Source organism: Stenotrophomonas sp. (assembly GCF_032056425.1).
Classification (GTDB): domain Bacteria; phylum Pseudomonadota; class Gammaproteobacteria; order Xanthomonadales; family Xanthomonadaceae; genus Stenotrophomonas.
This window is the reverse complement of the sequence record NZ_DAMBCN010000022.1, coordinates 49,402-67,745: the sequence shown is the minus strand read 5'-3', so window position 1 is coordinate 67,745 and position 18,344 is coordinate 49,402. Positions and strand designations below refer to the sequence as shown.

Sequence of the window (18,344 nt, the reverse complement as noted above, 5' to 3'; positions counted from 1 at the left end):
GGCCAAGCCCGGCGGCTGCTTTCCGCGACCGCGGAGGGGTGTCACTTTCTTTGCTCGTGCAAGAAAGTAACCAAAGAAACACGCCGCCGTCCGCGAGCCGGCGCTGCGCGCCGGTACCCTGCGCTCCTCGGCCCGTCGAGGGACGGCGCCGAACTCGCTGCGCTCAGACACCGGCGCCTCTTCGCCCTCGCCGGACCTGCGGTGCTCGGCTCGCTTCAAGGCGGATCCAAGTCAACGTCAACGTCCACGTCAAGTTCAACGTCAACGGCAGCCGGGCATCAGCGTTCCGGCGGCAGTTCCAGGCGGTGCTTGCGGCACAGCCGATACACGGTCACGCGCGATACCTGCATGTGCCGCGCGCAGGCCGAGACGTTGTAGCCGTGCTGGCGCAGCGCCTGCAGCAGCAGGTCGCGTTCCACCTGGCCACGGGCATCGTGCAGCAGCGCACGGGGTTCAGGGGCATCGGCGTCGGCAAGTTCCAGATCCGCTGCCGTTATCAGTTCGCCCTCGGCCACGATCGCCGCGCGCTGCACGCGGTTCAACAGCTCGCGCACGTTGCCCGGCCAGCCGAAACCGCGCATGGCCTGGCGCGCGTCGGCATCGAAGCCGCGAGCGCGGCCGGGATGGCGCTGGCGGAAGCCGCGCAGGAAATGGTCGGCCAGCAGCAGCACGTCGGTGCCGCGCTCGCGCAGCGGCGGCATCGGCAGGCGCAGCACGTTCAGCCGGTAATACAGGTCGCGGCGGAAACGGCCCTGGGCCACGGCCTGTTCCAGTTCGACATGGGTGGCCGCCAGCACGCGTACATCCACGCGCAGCGGCTGGTTGCTGCCCACGCGTTCCAGCGTGCCTTCCTGCAGCACGCGCAGCAGGCTGGTCTGTGCATCGCCGGGTAGATCGCCCACTTCATCCAGGAACACGGTGCCGCCATGGGCCGACTCAAACAGGCCGATGCGGCGCTGCGCGGCGCCGGTAAACGCGCCGCGCTCATGGCCGAACAGTTCCGACTGCACCAGGTTGGCGGGGATGGCCCCGCAGTTCACGGCCAGGAAGGGCTTGCCGGCGCGACCGGAAAGCGCATGCAGGGCCTGTGCGGCCAGTTCCTTGCCGGTGCCGGTTTCGCCGGTCACCAGCACCGGCAGATCCACCGGGGCGAACTTGTGCAGTGCTGCGCGCACTGCCAGCACCCGCGGGCTGTCACCGATCAGGGCGGGCAAACCGCCGCCATCGCAGACACGGGCGGGGTCGGAGATGTCTTCGTCGGCCTGGCGCTGCAGGGTCGATACCAGGGTGGCCAGTTCCAGGGGCAGTGTGAACTGGTTCTGGCAGGCCAGCAGCACGTCGGTCCAGGCGGGGGGAGGGCTGTCGACCCCGGCAGGCAGTACCGCCAGCCATGGCAGATGGTGGTGTTGCTCCATCCATGGCAGCAGTACGCGCAGGGCCTCCAGGTCGAGGTGGCGCAGGTCGATGACGGCGACCAGGTGATCGCGGCCGCGCAGGCCCACCGCCATGGTCGGGCCGGGGGCCACGCAGCGCAGCTGCCAACCGGCGGCGGCAAGCGCGCCGCGCTCTGAGGCCTGCGGCTGGCCGAACCAGATCACGCAGCGTGATGGAACTTCCAGGCTTGCTGCCATCCCTTCCCCCCCCGGCATGCAGACAGCGCGGGCGGGTCTGGCGGGGTACCCCGGCGTGCCGCCCCACGCCGGATTACGTCGGCCGCGGGTTGGCAGCCAGCCGCGGCCCGATGGACCGTGACATCAACCTCCAACGCACGGGGCAACGCCCAGCGGCCAGCCCGACCCAACGAAAAAGCCGCTGCAGGGCAGCGGCTTATCCGGTAATGCAGTGGCGCGGCGCGCAGCGGTCAGAGATCGACCCGGCGCGCCTGCATGAACTTGTTGCCCCAGTAGCCACTGAGCAGAGTATCCACGCGCACGTCCTTGCCGGTGCTCGGCGCGTGCAGGAAGCGACCTTCGCCCACGTAGATGCCGACATGGTCGACCCGGCCCTTGCGGCCGAAGAACACCAGGTCACCGGCGGCCAGCGAGGCGCGGTCGTTGATCAGCTGGGCGTTGTTGTCGTGGGCCATTTCACGCGAGACGCGCGGCAGTTCGATGCCCAGCGCGGAACGGAATACATAGCCGACCAGGCCGCTGCAGTCGAAGCCGCTGTCCGGGTTGCTGCCGCCCCAACGGTACGGCGTGCCCAGCAGGGTCATGGCACGGCGCAGCAGCGACTGCACCTTGCCGTTGTCGGCTTCGCTGCCGACCGCGCTGCCGGTGGCGGCGGCGCTGGTGTCGTAGTTGGCAAGCAGGCGGCTGAGGTCGCCGGCAACCATGGCCGAGCGGTCCATCAGCGGAATGGTGTCGTTGGCGGCCAGATGCGGCAGCAGGGCGGCCAGGGTGGCGCTGGCGGCGGCATCGGCGCGGCTGCGCTGGGCGGCCGGTTCGGCCTTGGCGGCCGGCTTGGCGGTCGCTTCAGCTGCAGCGGCAGCCGGTGCATCGGAACGATTCGGAGCGGTCTGCGCCCAGGCCGGAAGGCTGGAGAGCCAGAGTGCCAGACCCAGCAGCAGCGGGCGGACACGATGTGAAGGAACGGCGGTCTGGCCTTGGCCCTGCAGGTCGTCAGTCGTCACGCGTCGGTCACAGAAAAAAAACGATGGGGCATCATGCCCTGTAAAAGCCGCGATAAGTTAAAAATTTCGTTATAAAAACGTTATTTTCAATGTGATGCGCGTCACAGATTTGAACATATCGCCTGTTCAGTTTAGCGAAGGACGCGTTTCGCTCCTGTGTAGTGGTCTTTCCAGTAGGGACCGCTGAGCGAATCCAGGCGGACCGTGCCGCCCGTGCTGGGCGCGTGCACGAAGCGCCCTTCGCCGACATAGATGCCCACGTGGGTGACACTGCCGCGGCTGCCGAAGAACACCAGATCGCCGGTGGCCAGGCGCGCCGGGTCGATCTTCGGGCCCTGCACCGCGGCCAGGTCGCGCGAGGTGCGCGGCAGCTTCAGGTCCACCATTTCCCGGTACACATAGGTCACCAGGCCACTGCAGTCGAAGCCCGAATCAGGGGTGTTGCCGCCGTAACGGTAGGGGGTGCCGACCAGACTGATCGCGCGCATCAGCACCGAATTGGCGGCCTCGGGGTCGTCCGGTGTGGTCGCCGGCCAGTGCGCCGAGGGCGGCGGCGGCGGGGCAGGGCGTGTGGCCTTGCCGCCGCCACAGGCGGTCAGCAACAGGGGCAGGGCCAGCAGCAGGGCGGGCGCGAAGAGCCGGCGCGGGCCGGACGAAACTGGCGTGATGTGCATGATCTCCGGATAATGCGCCACCTTGGATTGGCCGTCATGATGGCGGCGTCCCCGCCGGGCGACAACCCGCCCCAACCCGCCTGCCTCCGGCAGATCCAGACAGAGTTGCGCATGAAGATCGAAAAAGACCGCGTTGTCCGCTTCCACTACACCGTTTCCGAAGTCGGCCAGGCGCCGATCGAGTCGTCCAAGGACCGCGGCGAGCCGCTGGCGATCCTGATCGGCCACGGCAACATCATCCCGGGCCTGGAAAACGCCATGATGGACCAGGAAGCCGGCGCGACCTTCAGCGTCGACGTGACCGCGGCAGACGCCTACGGCGAACGCCGCGAGGGCCTGTCCCAGCGCGTGCCGAAGAAGCATTTCGGCAATGCCAAGCTGGCCCCGGGCCAGCAGGTGGTGCTGCAGACCAACTTCGGCCCGCGCGCAGTGACCGTGCAGAAGGTCGGCATGAGCGTGGTCGACGTTGACCTGAACCACCCGATGGCCGGCAAGGACCTGCATTTCGACGTGGAAATCGTCGAAGTGCGCGAAGCCGGCAAGGAAGAGATCGAGCACGGCCACGTGCACGGCGACGGCGGCCACCAGCACTGATCGCTGCGACAGCCTGATGCCAGCAACGGCCCGCTTCGGCGGGCCGTTGTGTTTCTGCGCCGCGCGACGGGCAACGCCGCTCGGCGCCCGGCGGCGGCATAATGACGGACCTGTCCACCGGATGTTCCGTGAACGCCGCACTTCCTACCCTGCAGCCGGTTGCGTCCGGCGAACGCATCGCCGTGCTGGACGTGCTGCGCGGGGTCGCCCTGCTGGGCATCCTGCTGATGAACATCGAGGCCTTCGCGGGCCCGCTGGAACTGGCCTTCACCGGCATCGACACGCACTGGCAGGGCATTGACTACTGGGCCGACGCGTTCGTCTACGTGTTCGTGCAGGGCAAATTCTTCACCCTGTTCTCGCTGTTGTTCGGCGCCGGCTTCGCGGTCATGGCGCAGCGCGCCGAGGCGGCCGGCCGCGACTTCACCCCGTTCTATCTGCGCCGCAGCGCCGGTCTGCTGCTGATCGGGCTGTGCCATGCGCTGCTGGTCTGGTCCGGCGACATCCTGGTGCTGTATGCGCTGGCGTCGCTGCCGTTGCTGGCCTGCCGCGAAGCGCCGCGCAGCTGGCTGCCGTGGATGGGCGCCATGGTCTATCTGGGCGGGGTGCTGCTGATGCTGCTGGTGGGGGCCATGGTGTCGATGGCCACGCCGGAAGACCTGCAGCGCATGCTGGCCGACGCCCAGCAGAGCGTTGACCAGCAACGGCTGGTGTACGGGCAGGGCAGCTGGCTGCAGGCCAATGGCCAACGCCTGCATGATTTCGGCGTGGCGCTGGGGGGCATGATCATTTCCGGGCCGCAGGTGCTGGGCATGTTCCTGCTGGGCAGCTGGTTCGCCCGCAGCGGGGCGCTGGCAGCGCCGGAACGTTTTCCGCGCTTGTACGCACTGCTGCGCTGGGTCGCCTTGCCGCTGGGCCTGCTGCTGACCCTGCTGGGCACGTACTGGAAGCCCTACCTGCCGCCGGGTGAGTACGACCTGGTGACCACCGCCGCCATGGCGATGGTGGCGATCGGCGCGGTGCCGATGTGCCTGGGCTACCTGGCATGGGGGGTGCGCTGGCGCGCCGCACTGGCCGGCCTGGCGCCGGTGGGGCGCATGGCATTGAGCCACTACCTGCTGCAGTCGCTGCTGTGCACGCTGCTGTTCTATCACTATGGGCTGGGCGCGTTCGAGCAGGTGCCGCGCGCGTGGCAGCTGCTGCTGGCGCTGGGACTGTTCGCCGCACAGGTGGCAATCAGTCACGCGTGGCTGCGGCATTTCCGCTTCGGGCCGGTGGAGTGGCTGTGGCGGGCCGTCACCTATCGTCAATGGCCGGCCATGCGCCGCGCCAGCGCACCGGGCTGATCGGCGCGCCATCACTCACGCTGTGCTGCCTGCCGCCCGTGGCATGCTCGCAGCTGGCGCGCGACGCGCCCCTGACGTTGTTGTTTCCCTTATCTGCGAGCGATTCCCATGAGTACTGCGCCCTTCGACTATGACCTGATCGTGCTTGGCGGCGGCTCGGCCGGCCTGGCCGGTGCGATCCGCGCTGCACAGTACGGCAAGCGCGTGGCGCTGCTGGAACCGGGCGAGCTGGGCGGCACCTGCGTCAATATCGGCTGCGTGCCGAAGAAGGCGATGTGGCTGGCGGCCGACCTGGCCGAACGCATCGGCCTGGCGCACGCGATGGGGTTCGATGTGCCGGCGCGTCCTGCGCTGTCCTGGAAGGAACTGGTGATCCACCGCCAGGCCTACATCACCAACATCCACAAGAGTTACCACGCGCGCCTGGATGAGACCGGCGTGGTGCGCATTCCCGCGCGGGGGCATCTGCTGGATGCGCATACGGTGGCCTGCGCCGATGGCGTGCGCTACAGCGCCCAGCACGTCCTGATCGCCACCGGTGCGCACCCGCAGCGGCCCGACGTGCCGGGTGCAGAACTGGGCCTGGTGTCGGATGATTTCTTCGATCTGCGCGCCGCCCCGGCCGAGGTCGCGATCGTCGGTGGTGGCTACATCGCCGTGGAACTGGCCGGCCTGCTGCAGGCGCTGGGCAGCCGGGTCAGCCTGCTGGTGCGCGGGCTGCGCCTGCTCGACCGTTTCGACTACGAGCTGACCGAACAACTGGCCGAGAACCTGCGCCAGCAGGGCGTGCGCATCTGCTTCGAATTCGACCTGAAGGCACTGCAGCGCGAGGGCCAGCAGGTGCGCGTGGTGGGCGCGCAGGGGGCGTTGGACTGCGCGTTCGATGCGGTGTTCTTCGCTACCGGCCGCCGCGGCAACAGTGCCGATCTGGGCCTGGAAGCGCTGGGCATCGGCATCGGCGAGCACCGCCAGGTGGAGGTTGACGAGTGGCAGACCACCGCCGTGCCGAGCGTGCACGCGGTGGGCGATATCGCCGGCAAGGTCGGCCTGACCCCGGTTGCCGTGGCGGCGTCGCGGCGCCTGATGGACCGCCTGTTCGGCGGCAAGCCGGAATCGAAGATGGATTACGGGACCGTGCCCAGCGTAGTGTTCTCGCACCCGCCGCTGGGCGCGGTGGGCCTGAGCGAACAGCAGGCACGCGAATGCTTCGATCAGGTGACGGTCTACCACAGCCGGTTCCGCCCGATGCTGCAGGCGCTGGCCAACGGCACCCAGCGTAGTCTGTTCAAGATGGTGTGTGCTGGCCCGGAAGAACGCGTCGTGGGCATCCACCTGCTGGGTGAAGCCGCCGATGAGATCCTGCAGGGCTTTGCGGTGGCGGTGAAGATGGGCGCGACCAAGGCGCAGTTCGATGCCACCGTGGCAATCCATCCCACCTCGTCGGAAGAAGTGGTGCTGATGCGGTAACCCGGCGGGGTAGAGTCGAGCTTGCTCGACTGCGCGCGATCCATTTGCGCGCGTTCCATCCGTGCGCGGTGCATCAGTCGAGCAAGCTCGACTCTACGGCCCGCGCGAGCCCATGCGACAATAGAGGCCCCACGATTGCCCCTGGCCGCCCCGCGCGGCCTGCTGCCGTTCCCATGTCCAGCCCGTCTTCGCGCATTGCCACCGCCTCGCCCCGCATTGCCCTGGGCGGCATCGGCCTGGCTGCGGTCGGTGCCATTGCCGCGTCCGGCAAGGCGATCATCGTCAAGCTGGGCCTGCGCCACGGCGTCGATGCCACCACCCTGCTGGCCCTGCGCATGATGATGGCGCTGCCGCTGTTCGTGCTGATGGCCCTGTGGTCGGCGCGCCGAGCCGATGCGCTGTCCTGGGCCGACCGTGCGCGCGTGCTGTGGCTGGGGTTCACCGGCTACTACCTGTCCAGCCTGCTTGATTTCCAGGGCCTGCAGTACATCAGCGTGACCCTGGAGCGGCTGATCCTGTACTTGAACCCGACCCTGGTGCTGCTGATCAACGTGCTGCTGGCACGGCAGCGGCCGGGGCGCTGGCAGATCGCGGCGCTGCTGCTCAGTTACCTGGGCGTGCTGCTGGCCTTCGGCCATGACCTGCAGCGCGAGGGGGGGCAGATCATCATCGGCAGCCTGCTGGTGCTGGGCAGCGCGCTCAGCTATGCGCTGTACCTGTTTGGCAGCGGCCAGGTGGTGACGCGCGTGGGCGCGGTGCGGCTGACCGCCTATGCCAGCTGCGTGGCCAGCGTGCTGGTGCTGCTGCATTTCGCAGTGACCCACCCGCTGCCGCTGCTGTGGCAGGCACCGGCGCCGGTGCAGTGGCTGTCGCTGGTCAATGCCACGGTGTGCACGGTACTGCCGGTGCTGGCGATCATGCTGGCCGTGCAGCGCGTGGGGTCCTCGCTGGCCGCGCAGGTGGGTATGCTGGGCCCTGTTTCCACCATCGTGATGAGCCTATGGCTGCTCGACGAACCGATGGGGCCGGCGCAGATCGCCGGCACCGTGCTGGTCCTGCTGGGCGTGCTGCTGGTGACCCGCCTGCGGCGCTGAGCCCGGAGCAGGCGCGCGCCCGCATCCTGCAGGTCATCCGCGCTATTCCGCCCGGGCAGGTGCTGGGCTACGGCCAGGTGGCGATGCGTGCCGGCCTGCCCGGTCGGGCCCGCCTGACCGCACGCGTGCTTTGCCAGAACGACGATCCCAGCCTGCCCTGGCACCGCGTGCTGCGTTCGGATGGTCGCATCGCCATGGCCGAAGGTTCGGCGGGCTGGCGCGAACAGGCGCAGCGGCTGCGCGCGGAAGGCGTGGTGGTCACCCACGGCCGCGTGCGCATGCCAGCGGTCGACCCGGCCGCCGCCCTGGACGCAGCGCTGTGGGGCCCGGGGTGAGCGCAGCCGCTGGCTGAACCGGTACCGCGCTGCCGTCGCCAAACGCACACCGTGCAGCGGCTATGATGGAGCTTGTTCCATCCCGGTCATCCCATGTTCCCGCGACTGCCCACCGTTACCAAGGCCCTGCTGATCGCCAATGCGATCCTGTTCCTGCTGCAGCAGCCGTTCCTGCTCGGCATGCAGACCTTTGCCCCGTTCATGCTGCAACCGCTGCAGCAGGGCTTCGATGCGTTCTCGCCCGGTGGCAATTTCCAGCCCTGGCAGCTGCTGACCTACGGTTTCCTGCACGGCAGCTTCGGCCATCTGTTCTTCAACATGCTGGCCGTCTTCATGTTCGGCGCGCCGCTGGAACAGACCTGGGGTGAGAAGCGTTTCCTGATCTATTACCTGGTGTGCGTGGTCGGCGCCGGCCTGTGCCAGCTGCTGGTCGGCGCAGTGCTGGAGAACCCGGCACCGGTGCTGGGCGCCTCCGGCGGTGTGTTCGGCCTGCTTCTGGCCTACGGCATGCTGTTCCCGAACCAGCGGGTGATGCTGCTGTTCCCGCCCATTCCGATGAAGGCACGGACCTTCGTGATCCTGTTCGGCGTGGGTGAGCTGGTGCTGGGCATGACCGGCTGGCAGCCGGGCGTGGCCCACTTCGCGCACTTGGGCGGCATGCTGTTCGGCTGGCTGCTGATCCGCTACTGGCGCGGCCAGCCCCCGTTCAACAAGCGCCGCCCGCCGGGCCCGCCGAAGCGCCCGAACCACCTGCGCAGCGTCAAATGATCCGAAGGATCATTTGACGCGGGTAGGTGCCAACCTTGGTTGGCACACGCAAAGGCGTGCCAACCAAGGTTGGCACCTACCAATGCGGAGCACCTCACAGATCCTGCATCACCACCTGGGCCGCATTGTGCCCTGGCGCACCGGTGACGCCGCCGCCGGGATGGGTGCCCGAGCCACACAGGTACAGCCCAGGCAGGGCGCCGCGGTAGCCGGCCTGGCCGACCATCGGGCGCGCTGAAAACAGCTGGTTGGCGCTGAGCGCGCCGTGGAAGATGTCGCCGCCGATCAGCCCGAACGTGCGCTCCAGATCCAGCGGCGACAGCACCTGCCGGCCCAGCACGCTGGCCGCGAACCCCGGCGCATGGCGATCGACGGTGGCGATCATCAGATCGCCCACCTCGTCCCGATGATCATCCCAGTGCCGGCCCTCCGGCAGTACGGGCGCCACGTGCTGGCAGAACAGGCTGGCCACGTGCTGCCCCGGCGGCGCCAGCGAATCATCCAGGGTGCTGGGAATCAGCATCTCCACGATGGGTTCGCGCGACCAGCCGTCGCGGCGTGCATCCAGCCACGCGCGATCCATGTAATCCAGGCTGGGGGCCAGGACGATGCCCGCGCTCAGGTGGGGGCCGGGGCCGGGCAGGGCCCGGAAGTCGGGCAGCGCAGACAGCGCTACGTTCATGCGGAACGTTCCCGAACCACAGCGCCAGTGCGCCATGCGTTCGCGGGTCGCCGGCGGTACCTGCTGTGGTTCCAGCAACTGTTCGTACAGCAGCTTCGGATTGACGTTGGCGATCACCGCGTGCGCGCGCTCGCTGCTGCCGTCGGCCAGCACCACGCCGACCACGCGGCCCTGTTCGACCTGCAGTCGCTGCACACCGGCAGCGACGCGCAGTTCGGCGCCGGCGTCGCGTGCGGCTGCGGCAATGGCCTGGCTGATCGCACCCATGCCACCGATGGCGTGGCCCCAGGCGCCCTTCACCCCGTTGCACTGGCCGAACACGTGGTGCAGCAGCACGTAGGCGCTGCCCGGCGTGTACGGGCTGGCATAGTTGCCAACGATGCCGTCGAAGCCGAACAGCGCCTTGATCGGCTCGCTTTCGAACCAGCGGTCCAGGTACTCGGCGGCCGACAGCGTGAACAGGTCCAGCAGCTCCTGCCGCAGTGACGGGTCCAAGGCGGACAACTCGCGGCCCAGCCGGCCCATCTGCCACAGCGCCGGCAACGCACGCCAGCCGGCCGCCGCGCCCAGGTCGGGCGGCGCGCGTAGCGCCCACGCACGCAGCACGTCGGCGAAGATTTCCAGGCCGGCCTCGTAGGCGGGGAGGGCCTGCGCATCGCGCTCGGAAAATTTCGCCACCTCGGCCTGGGTGCGGCCCGGTGCGGCCAGCAGATAGCGGCCATCGGCCAGCGGCAGGAAGTTGTTCACCGGCCGCGCAACGATGCGCAGCCCGTGCTGGTGCAACTGCAGGTCGTCGATCACCTTCGGCTGCAGCAGCGATACCGTGTACGAGGCCGCCGAGTTGCGGAAGCCCGGGTGGAATTCTTCGGTGACCGCCGCCCCGCCCAGCACCGCGCGTCGTTCCAGCACCAGCACCTTGTGCCCGGCGCGGGCCAGGTAGGCGGCGCACACCAGGCCGTTGTGGCCGCCACCGACGATGATCGCGTCCCAGTGGTTCATGCCTGCGCGATCGCCGCTTCGATGGTGGCGATGTCGATCTTCTTCATCGGCATCATGGCGTTGAACGCACGCCGCGCCAGCGCCTTGTCACTGCTGGTGACCGCGTCGATCAGCACGCGTGGGCTGATCTGCCACGACACGCCCCAGCGGTCCTTGCACCAGCCACATTCGCTTTCCTGGCCGCCATTGTTGACGATGGCATTCCACAGGCGGTCGGTCTCGGCCTGGTCCTCGGTCTGGATCTGGAAGGAGAACGCTTCGCTGTGCTTGAACGCCGGGCCGCCGTTGAGGCCCACGCAGGGAATGCCGTACACGGTGAACTCCACCATCAGCACATCGCCCTCGCGGCCGTCGGGGTAGTCGCTGGGCGCGGCGTGCACCGCGGTCACCGCGCTGTCGGCAAAGGTCTGGGCATAGAAGGTGGCTGCCGCCAGGGCGTCCTTGTCGTACCACACGCAGATGGTGTTCTTGTGGGCCATGGTCGGGCTCCGCAGCGGTCGATGGCGCAGCGATAGCACGCGGCCCGTTAACACCGGATCGTGCTGCGCTGCAGGAGCGCAGGGCGGCGCGCTACCATGGCGCAACGACACGACAGGGAAGGCGCGTGAAGATCCTGGTTCTGGGGGGTTACGGTGTGTTCGGTGGGCGGTTGGTGCGGTTGCTGGCGGATCTGCCGCAACTGGAACTTTTGATCGCGGGTCGCAACCTGGCGGCGGCACAGGCGTTCTGCGCGGCCTACAAGGGCCAGCCGCCGGTACGTCCGCTGCAGGTGGACCGCAGGCAGCTGGCACCGGTGCTGCAGGCCGAGCGTCCGGACCTGGTGGTCGATGCTTCCGGGCCCTTCCAGGATTACGGTGAGCACCGCTACAGCGCGGTGGAAGCCTGCATCGGCGCCGGCATCGATTACCTGGATTTCGCCGACGCCGCCGACTTCGTGTTCGGCGTGTCGGCCTACGATGCACAGGCCCGCGCGGCCGGTGTGTACGTGCTGTCCGGGGTCAGCAGTTTCCCGGTGCTGACCGCCGCGGTGCTGCGGCAGATGGCCACGCGCATGGACATCACCCGGGTGGAAGGCGGTATCGCGCCGTCGCCGTTCGCAGGCATCGGCCTGAACGTGATGCGCGCGGTGGTCGGTTACGCCGGCTCACCGGTGAAACTGCGTCGGGAGGGCCGCGATGGCCATGGTATCGGTCTGGCCGAAAGCCGCCGTTTCACCGTGGCGGTGCCGGGCCGGATACCGCTGCGCAACCTGCATTTCTCGCTGGTGGACGTGCCGGACCTGCAGGTGCTGCCGCCCGAACACCCGACCATGACCGATATCTGGATAGGCGCTGGCCCGGTACCGGAGGTACTGCACCGGGCACTGAACCTGCTGGCGAAGGCGCGCTGGCGCTTCAAGCTGCCGTCATTGGAGCCGTGTTCGCGGCTGTTCTACACCGTGCTGAACCTGATGAAGTTCGGTGAGCACCGCGGCGGCATGATCGTGCGTGCGCAGGGCACTTGCAACGGGATGCCGGTGGAACAGAGCTGGCACCTGCTGGCCGAAGCCGATGACGGTCCCTACATTCCGTCGATGGCCATCGAAGCGGTGATCCGCAAGCAACTGGCCGGTGAAAGGCCCGCACCGGGCGCTCGCCCGGCAACGCACGCGCTGGAACTGGCCGACTACGATCAGCTGTTTGCCGGCCGCACCATCCACACCGGCTTCCGCCGCGACATGCCCGGTGCCAGCCTGTACCAGCGTGTGCTGGGCGACGCGTATGCGCTATTGCCGGCCACCCTGCAGGCGCTGCATGCACCGGGTGCGGCGCAGCGCTGGGTGGGGCAGGCCCAGGTGGAGCGCGGGCGCGGCCTGTTGTCGCGTGTGCTGGGCAGGATCTTTGGCTTTCCCGCCGCCGCTGCGAACGTGCCGGTGACCGTGCAGTTCAGCCCCGAAGCGGGCGGTGAGCGTTGGACGCGCACCTTCAATGGGCAGCGCTTCTCTTCGCTGCAGACCGAAGGCAAGGGGCGTGACGAGGCGCTGCTGGTCGAGCGCTTCGGTGCCGTGGCGGTTGCCTTGGCGCTGGTGGTGGACGGCGGACGGCTGCAGCTGGTGCCGCGCAGCTGGTCGGTGCTGGGCATCCCGCTGCCGCGCGCACTGCTGCCCGGTGACCAGAGCTTCGAGTACGAGGTGGATGGACGTTTCGTGTTCGACGTGGAGATCGGCGCGCCGGGGGTGGGGCGCATCGTGCATTACCGGGGCACGTTGCAGCCGGGTTGACGCGCATCCACGCATGGCGTGGATCTCCCTTCGGTACATGCGGAAAAGGCGCCCGAAGGCGCCTTTTCCGTTACTGCATTACCGCTGCACTCAGCGCCAGACCTTGATCTGCTCGGCGTCGGTGCGCTGCATCGGCTGGCCGGCCTTGCAGCTGAAGGTCGCGCCGAAGGCCGGCAGGTTCGACAGCGGACCGTTGGTGCGCCAACGGCCCGGTGCACGGATGTCGGCGGTCAGGCGGCGCGCCGCTTCGTTCGGCGACAGCTGCTGCGGCCACAGCGCGGCCCACGCGCGGAAGAAGCCCTGCTGCTGGGCCGGCTTGGCCTTCGGTTCCTGCGCGGTGTAGGCAGCCCAGGCCAGTTCCAGGCCGGCAATGTCGGCCAGGTTCTCTTCCTGGGTCAGCGCGCCGTTGACCTTGGCCCCCTTCACGCCGGGGAATTCGTAGGCGCCGTACTGCGCGGCCACGCGGTTGCCCAGCAGGGTCCAGGCGGTCTTGTCAGCCGGCGTCCACCAGCTGCGCAGTTCACCCTTGGCATCCACCAGAGCGCCCTTGGCATCGATGGCGCGGTTCAGTTCGTGGCCGACCAGGCCGCCGAAACTGCCGAACTTGTCGGCGGCGTCGGCCTTGGCGTTGAACACCGGGCCCTGCAGGATGGCGGCGGTCACGATCAGGCGGTTCTGGGCCAGGTCGTAGGCCAGCGACGGCTGCTGCGGCAGCACGTCCCAGCGGCGGTCGGCGTTGCCCTTGCCGATGCGCTTCATTTCTTCGCGGTGGCGCCAGGTCGAGGCGATCAGCATGTTGCCGCCGAACGAGCCACGACCCATCGGCTGCACGCTGTAATCGAGGTCGCGCAGCGGGGTGCCGATTTCGATCTTCAGCGCGGCCAGCTTGGCCTGCGCTTCGGTCTTGGCTTCGGCACTCATCCAGGTGCTGTTCTTCACCGCCTCGATCTGCACTTCACGCACCTTGTCGACGATCCACGCCGCCTGGCGGCGGTCTTCGGCGGACAGGTAACGCGCGGCATACTCGCGGCCGACCATCGGGCCGGCGGCCACGTTGATGGCGTCCAGTACGCTTTCCCAGCGCTGCGGCGGCAGGGCCTCACCCCGCAGCACGCGGCCGCGGAACTCGAATTCCGCATCGCGGTAGGCCTTGGACAGGTACGGGGCCATCGAGTCACCCACGCGCCAGCGCAGGTAGGCCTTCCACTGGTCCGGCTTGAGCTTGGTCACCATGCCGTCCAGCTGCTTGAACAGCTGCGGGTCGGCCAGCGAAACCAGGTCGTCGTTCACGCCCTGCGCCTTCAGGAAGGCATCCAGCTGCAGGTTGCGGTAGCGGCTGTTCAGATCCTTGGTCGAGATCGGCGCGTAGTTGTTGAACGGGTTGTTGATGCCGGCCAGCGACTGCGCGTTGCGGGCCAGTTCGGTTTCCAGTTCGATCACCGACTGCGATTCGGCATCCAGCTTGGCCGCCGGGGTACCGGTCAGCGCCAGGATCTGCTTCACGTAGTTGCGGTAGCGGCCCATCAGGGCCACGGTGTCGGCGTCGGTGCGGGTGTAGAAGGCCGGATCGGGCAGGCCCATGCCGCCCTGCATGAAATAGCCGATATGGCGGTCCAGCGCCTTCAGGTCCACGTCCGGGCCGAAGTTGAAGGCCACCGGAATACCGACCTGGTGCAGCGCTGCGATCGAGGCCGGGACGTCCTTGGCCTTCTTGATCGCGTTGATGCGGGTCAGCAGCGGGGCGATCGGGTTCGAGCCGTCCGCTTCCACGGCCGCTTCGTCCAGGCCGCTGGCCCAGAAGTCGCCCAGCAGCTTCTGCACGTTGCCCTGCGGCGCCTTCATCGAGGCGTCCAGCAGTTCACGCTGCTGCTGGCGGCTGCGGTCCACCAGCTGGCCCAGGGCCGTGGCGGCGCCGGTCTGCGGTGCCGGGTTGGCCTTCAGCCAGCCGGCATTGGTGGCGTCGTAGAAGTCGCTGCACTGGGCGCTGACGGCAGGCGTGCGCGCGGCCTTCTTCTTGGCGGCGAATGCATCGTGGGTCGGGACCAGGGTCGCCAGGCTGATGCCCAGGGCGACGGCAAGCGGACGGAAGTTGAGCATGTAGAACGAATCCGTGATGGATTGAGGGCGGGCGAACTATAGCAAGCCGTGCATGGGCACGGGATGCATGCGTCACGCGGCATTCGCCGGGCACGGCCCGGCGCTGCCGGGCGGTGCGGCATGGACGCTGGATGGACGCGACACGACAGGGGCTGGGTGCGCGGGCCGCTGTCCGGGAATGGGTGAAGCAGCAAAGAAAAATCCCCCTGCCGAAGCAGGGGGAGGAGAGGAGAACGGGGGCCGTCGAGCGCGGCCCCGCTATGGGTGGATCCCAGCCGGGTTGCTTAGAAGTCGTAACGTGCCGACAGGCGGACCTGGCGCGGCGAGGTGTAGCCCAGTGCCTGGTTGTAGCGGGCATCCGGGGTCACACGGTCGGTGGAGTAGTTGCTGTAGTAGAAGGTGGCGACCTGGCGGTTGAGCACATTCAGCACGTCAGCCTGCAGGGTCAGCTTCTTGTCCGCCCACAGCGGGGTGTAGGCCAGCGACAGGTTCAGCGTGTAGTTCCACGGCGCTTCACCCTTGCTGCCGCGCGGCGAGAAGGCGTAGTCCGCCGACGGTGCCACGTAGCCCGCCGAACCCGGTGCGGTGCCGCTGCCAGCCAGGCCGCAGAAGTGGTAGTAGGCGCCGTTGTACAGGCCTGCATCTGCGGTCGGGTAGTAGCTGGTGCACGAACGCGGACGGCCGGAATCGACCAGCAGCGAACCACCCACGCGCCATTCGTCGCTGATCTGGTAAGCACCGAACGCCTTGAACTGGTGCGCGCGGTGGTTGGGCAGCCTGCCGTTGGCACCGACCATCAGCTGCGGCAGATCCCAGTCCTGGGTAACGGACACGTCGGTCTGGCCGCCGGTGCCGGTATCCAGGTCGGAGGCCAGCTGGCCTTCGGTGTTGCCGTAGTTGCGCGAGAAGGTGTAGGCGATCTTGCCGTTGAACTTCTCGCCGATCGAGCCTTCCAGGAACAGATCCAGCGCGTAGTAGCGACGCTTCAGCTTCGGCAGGTTCAGCTCTTCGGCCGAGTAGGTGTGCTGGGCAAAGCTGCCATCGGCCTGCTCTTCCCAGAAGGTGTTGCTTTCGCCGGGGTTGAAGATGAAGCAGCCGCCACCCAGTGCGGGGGTGCAGGTGTCATCGATGGCGCTCTTCAGGTCGCGGTAGGTGAACTTGGCACCCCAGGTGAGCGAATCGCCCAGTGCCTGTTCCATGCCGATGATGTACTCGTCCTGGTAGTGCGACTTCAGGTTGACGGCGGCCACGGTGCGCGGATCAGGCGCATTGCCGCATTCCAGGTTGGAGGAGATCGCGTTCGGGTTACCAGGGCAGGTGTAGCCCAGGCTCTGGTCCACCGGGACATTGACCAGGCCGGTCGGGGTGCCGTCAGCCGCCACGCCGGTGTAGGTGAAGTATTCCATGGTGTACAGCGAGCCCGACGCAGCGCGGACGGCCACGTTGTTCGGCAGTGCCAGGTGGTAGCGGCCGGCATTGGCGAACAGCTTCAGGGTCGAATCACCGAAGACGTCCCACACGGCGCCCAGACGCGGGGCCCACTGGTTGTCCTGCTTGACGTAGACCTCGCCGGCGCTGGTGTAGTTCTTGAAGATTTCGTTGCGCAGGCCCAGCTGCAGCAGCACGTTGTCGGTCACCTGCCAGCGGTCTTCGATGTACTGTGCGCTCTGCTTGGTGCGCACGTTCGCCAGCTGGGTGTAGTACTGCTGGCGCACGTAGTAACCCTGCGAACCCAGGCCACCGGCCGCTGCCGGTGAGCCCACGCCATGCGAGGCGTCGATCGCAGCGTTCGGGTTGTTGGTGCGCGAGTAGACCCAGACGAAGCCACCGCCGTACTCGCTGCCGGTGTACGACTCGGCTTCCATGTTGTCCAGGCCGGCGCGCAGGTCGTGATTGCCCAGGCGGTAGTTGACGTCGAAGCGGAAGCCCTTCGTTTCGTCGTAGGCGCCGGGCACGTTGACCGTGGCTGCGGTCCAGCAACCGGCGTAGTTGGCGGCCGGGATACCCGGTGCGCGGGTGGTTGCCGACGAGGAGGTACGCGGGCAGGCCGGGTCGTAGCCCCACGGGGTCTGGCTGTGGTCGACCTTCTGCGTGCCGTACAGCGCCGAGATGGTCAGATCATCGGTGATGTAGCCGGTGTACTTGCCCACGTACAGGCGGGCCTTGTCTTCGTTGCTGGTGCCGGCGTTCTGCTCGTCACCGTGCGTGCCGGTCGCGTAATCGTACGTGTAGCCTTCGCTGTAGTACTTGGTGACATCGGAGATGCCGGTCAGTTCCAGCAGGTGGTTGTCGGTGATGTTCCAGTCGATCTTGGCCGCCCAGCGCGGATACTCGTACTTGTATTCCTGCCACGCGTTGGTGGTGGTGGCGGCAGCCTGGCTGGTCGACGCCACGCCGGCGCCTTCACGCTTGGTCAGTTCCACGTTGGCGTAGAAGAACAGCTTGTCCTCCACGACCGGACCGCTGGCATAGATGCCGCTGGTCTGGGTCCAGCTCTGCGACTTCTTCCGGGTCTGGTACAGCTTGCCGTCGGTGCGCTTGGTCGGGTCCGGATTGTCATCGCCGTAGAAGCCGGTGACCGGGAAGTACGAGTCCTTCGGGTCCGAACGCAGCGATTCCGGACTCCAGTAGGTGTAGGCACCGGCGTGGAACTCATTGGAACCGCGCTTGGTGACGACGTTGACGACGCCACCGGTGGCGCGGCCGAACTCGGCGCCGTAGCCACCGGTCAGGGTCTGCTGCTGGGCCAGGGCGTCGAAGGGCAGGGTGGTGAAACCGATCGAGGTCAGCGGGTTGGTGACCGGGTAGCCGTTGATGTAGTAGGCATTCTCGGACGATGCGGCGCCGCCGAAGCTGGGAACCGTGTTGCCGTTGGCGGTGTAGCTGGAGTTGGACACCACGCTCGGTGCCAGCAGGGCGACGCTGGCGATGTCACGGCCAACGGCGATCTTGTTGATCTCCTCGGCGGTGAACACGGTGCGGGTATCGACCTGGGTCACGTCGACACGCGGCACGGCAGCGGCGGTCACTTCCACGCGGTCCAGGTTCTGCACGCCGCCTGCACCGAAGGACACGTCGGTGCCGCTGGCGATCAGTACCTGCACCGAATCACGGGTCGCTACGACCTGGCCATCCTTCTGCAGGATGACCTTGTAGTTGCCGTTGGGCAGATCGGCGGCGCGATAGCGGCCGTTCTTGTCCACGGTGACGGTACGGCTCACGCCCGTGCCCAGGTTCTGCACGGTGATGGTGGTCCCCGGCTCACCAGAACCGTAGATGCTGCCGGTCACGGACTGGGCCTGGGCCACGCCGGCCAGGCACAGGCCCAGGGCCACGGTCAGACCTGCGCGACGCAGCTGCGCTGAATGCTTGCTCATCGATTTCCCCGAAAAATGG

Annotated in this window: 14 protein-coding genes; 7 read left to right on the top strand and 7 right to left on the bottom strand. The window is 67.8% G+C overall.

The window, feature by feature from the left end; translation table 11 throughout:
* Positions 1 to 278 precede the first annotated feature (278 nt).
* The 3 genes from RTY46_RS14660 to RTY46_RS14650 form a co-directional block, all read right to left on the bottom strand.
* The gene (locus tag RTY46_RS14660) at positions 279 to 1,631 is read right to left on the bottom strand and encodes a sigma-54 dependent transcriptional regulator (protein WP_312709261.1); all 1,353 of its coding nucleotides are present in this window, start codon (positions 1,629 to 1,631) and stop codon (positions 279 to 281) included.
* Positions 1,632 to 1,861: 230 nt separating this feature from the next.
* Complete coding sequence (locus tag RTY46_RS14655; protein WP_312709277.1) at positions 1,862 to 2,563, bottom strand: C40 family peptidase; 702 nt, start codon at positions 2,561 to 2,563, stop codon at positions 1,862 to 1,864.
* Between the two features lie 200 nt (positions 2,564 to 2,763).
* Complete coding sequence (locus tag RTY46_RS14650) at positions 2,764 to 3,306, bottom strand: C40 family peptidase (protein ID WP_312709260.1); 543 nt, start codon at positions 3,304 to 3,306, stop codon at positions 2,764 to 2,766.
* 111 nt (positions 3,307 to 3,417) lie between these two features.
* Between RTY46_RS14650 and RTY46_RS14645 the strand changes: the two genes are divergently transcribed.
* The 6 genes from RTY46_RS14645 (at position 3,418) to RTY46_RS14620 (ending at position 8,910) form a co-directional block, all read left to right on the top strand.
* Entirely contained in the window at positions 3,418 to 3,900 is a 483-nt protein-coding gene (locus tag RTY46_RS14645; RefSeq protein WP_108753733.1) for a peptidylprolyl isomerase, read from the top strand.
* A gap of 101 nt (positions 3,901 to 4,001) precedes the next feature.
* Positions 4,002 to 5,246: a DUF418 domain-containing protein gene (locus RTY46_RS14640; RefSeq protein ID WP_312709259.1), complete on the top strand. Its 1,245-nt coding sequence runs from the start codon at positions 4,002 to 4,004 to the stop codon at positions 5,244 to 5,246.
* Between the two features lie 108 nt (positions 5,247 to 5,354).
* Positions 5,355 to 6,713: a glutathione-disulfide reductase gene (gene gorA / locus RTY46_RS14635; protein WP_312709258.1), complete on the top strand. Its 1,359-nt coding sequence runs from the start codon at positions 5,355 to 5,357 to the stop codon at positions 6,711 to 6,713.
* Between the two features lie 173 nt (positions 6,714 to 6,886).
* A complete protein-coding gene (locus tag RTY46_RS14630) occupies positions 6,887 to 7,807 on the top strand; it encodes a DMT family transporter (RefSeq protein ID WP_312709257.1) in 921 nt (306 codons plus the stop codon).
* Positions 7,714 to 8,142 carry an MGMT family protein gene (locus RTY46_RS14625; protein ID WP_312709255.1) on the top strand — a complete coding sequence of 143 codons (429 nt, stop codon included), beginning with the start codon at positions 7,714 to 7,716 and terminating at the stop codon, positions 8,140 to 8,142. Before RTY46_RS14630 ends, RTY46_RS14625 begins: the two co-directional genes overlap by 94 nt.
* A 93-nt stretch (positions 8,143 to 8,235) precedes the next feature.
* The gene (locus RTY46_RS14620; protein ID WP_312709254.1) at positions 8,236 to 8,910 is read left to right on the top strand and encodes a rhomboid family intramembrane serine protease; all 675 of its coding nucleotides are present in this window, start codon (positions 8,236 to 8,238) and stop codon (positions 8,908 to 8,910) included.
* A gap of 94 nt (positions 8,911 to 9,004) precedes the next feature.
* Here the strand turns inward: RTY46_RS14620 and RTY46_RS14615 are convergent, their stop codons facing one another.
* Positions 9,005 to 10,591, bottom strand: coding sequence for an NAD(P)/FAD-dependent oxidoreductase (locus RTY46_RS14615; protein ID WP_312709253.1), 1,587 nt, complete (start codon positions 10,589 to 10,591; stop codon positions 9,005 to 9,007).
* Entirely contained in the window at positions 10,588 to 11,070 is a 483-nt protein-coding gene (locus tag RTY46_RS14610; RefSeq protein ID WP_312709252.1) for a VOC family protein, read from the bottom strand. Before RTY46_RS14610 ends, RTY46_RS14615 begins: the two co-directional genes overlap by 4 nt.
* A 125-nt stretch (positions 11,071 to 11,195) precedes the next feature.
* On the opposite strand from RTY46_RS14610, the gene RTY46_RS14605 reads away from it, so the two are divergent.
* Positions 11,196 to 12,851, top strand: a complete 1,656-nt coding sequence (locus RTY46_RS14605; RefSeq protein ID WP_312709250.1) for a DUF4166 domain-containing protein — start codon at positions 11,196 to 11,198, stop codon at positions 12,849 to 12,851.
* Positions 12,852 to 12,941: 90 nt separating this feature from the next.
* Here RTY46_RS14605 and RTY46_RS14600 read toward each other — a convergent pair whose 3' ends face one another.
* Together RTY46_RS14600 and RTY46_RS14595 are read right to left on the bottom strand one after the other, a co-directional pair.
* Positions 12,942 to 14,948: a M13 family metallopeptidase gene (locus RTY46_RS14600; protein WP_312709248.1), complete on the bottom strand. Its 2,007-nt coding sequence runs from the start codon at positions 14,946 to 14,948 to the stop codon at positions 12,942 to 12,944.
* Between the two features lie 284 nt (positions 14,949 to 15,232).
* A complete protein-coding gene (locus tag RTY46_RS14595) occupies positions 15,233 to 18,325 on the bottom strand; it encodes a TonB-dependent receptor (protein ID WP_312709246.1) in 3,093 nt (1,030 codons plus the stop codon).
* Positions 18,326 to 18,344 lie beyond the last annotated feature (19 nt).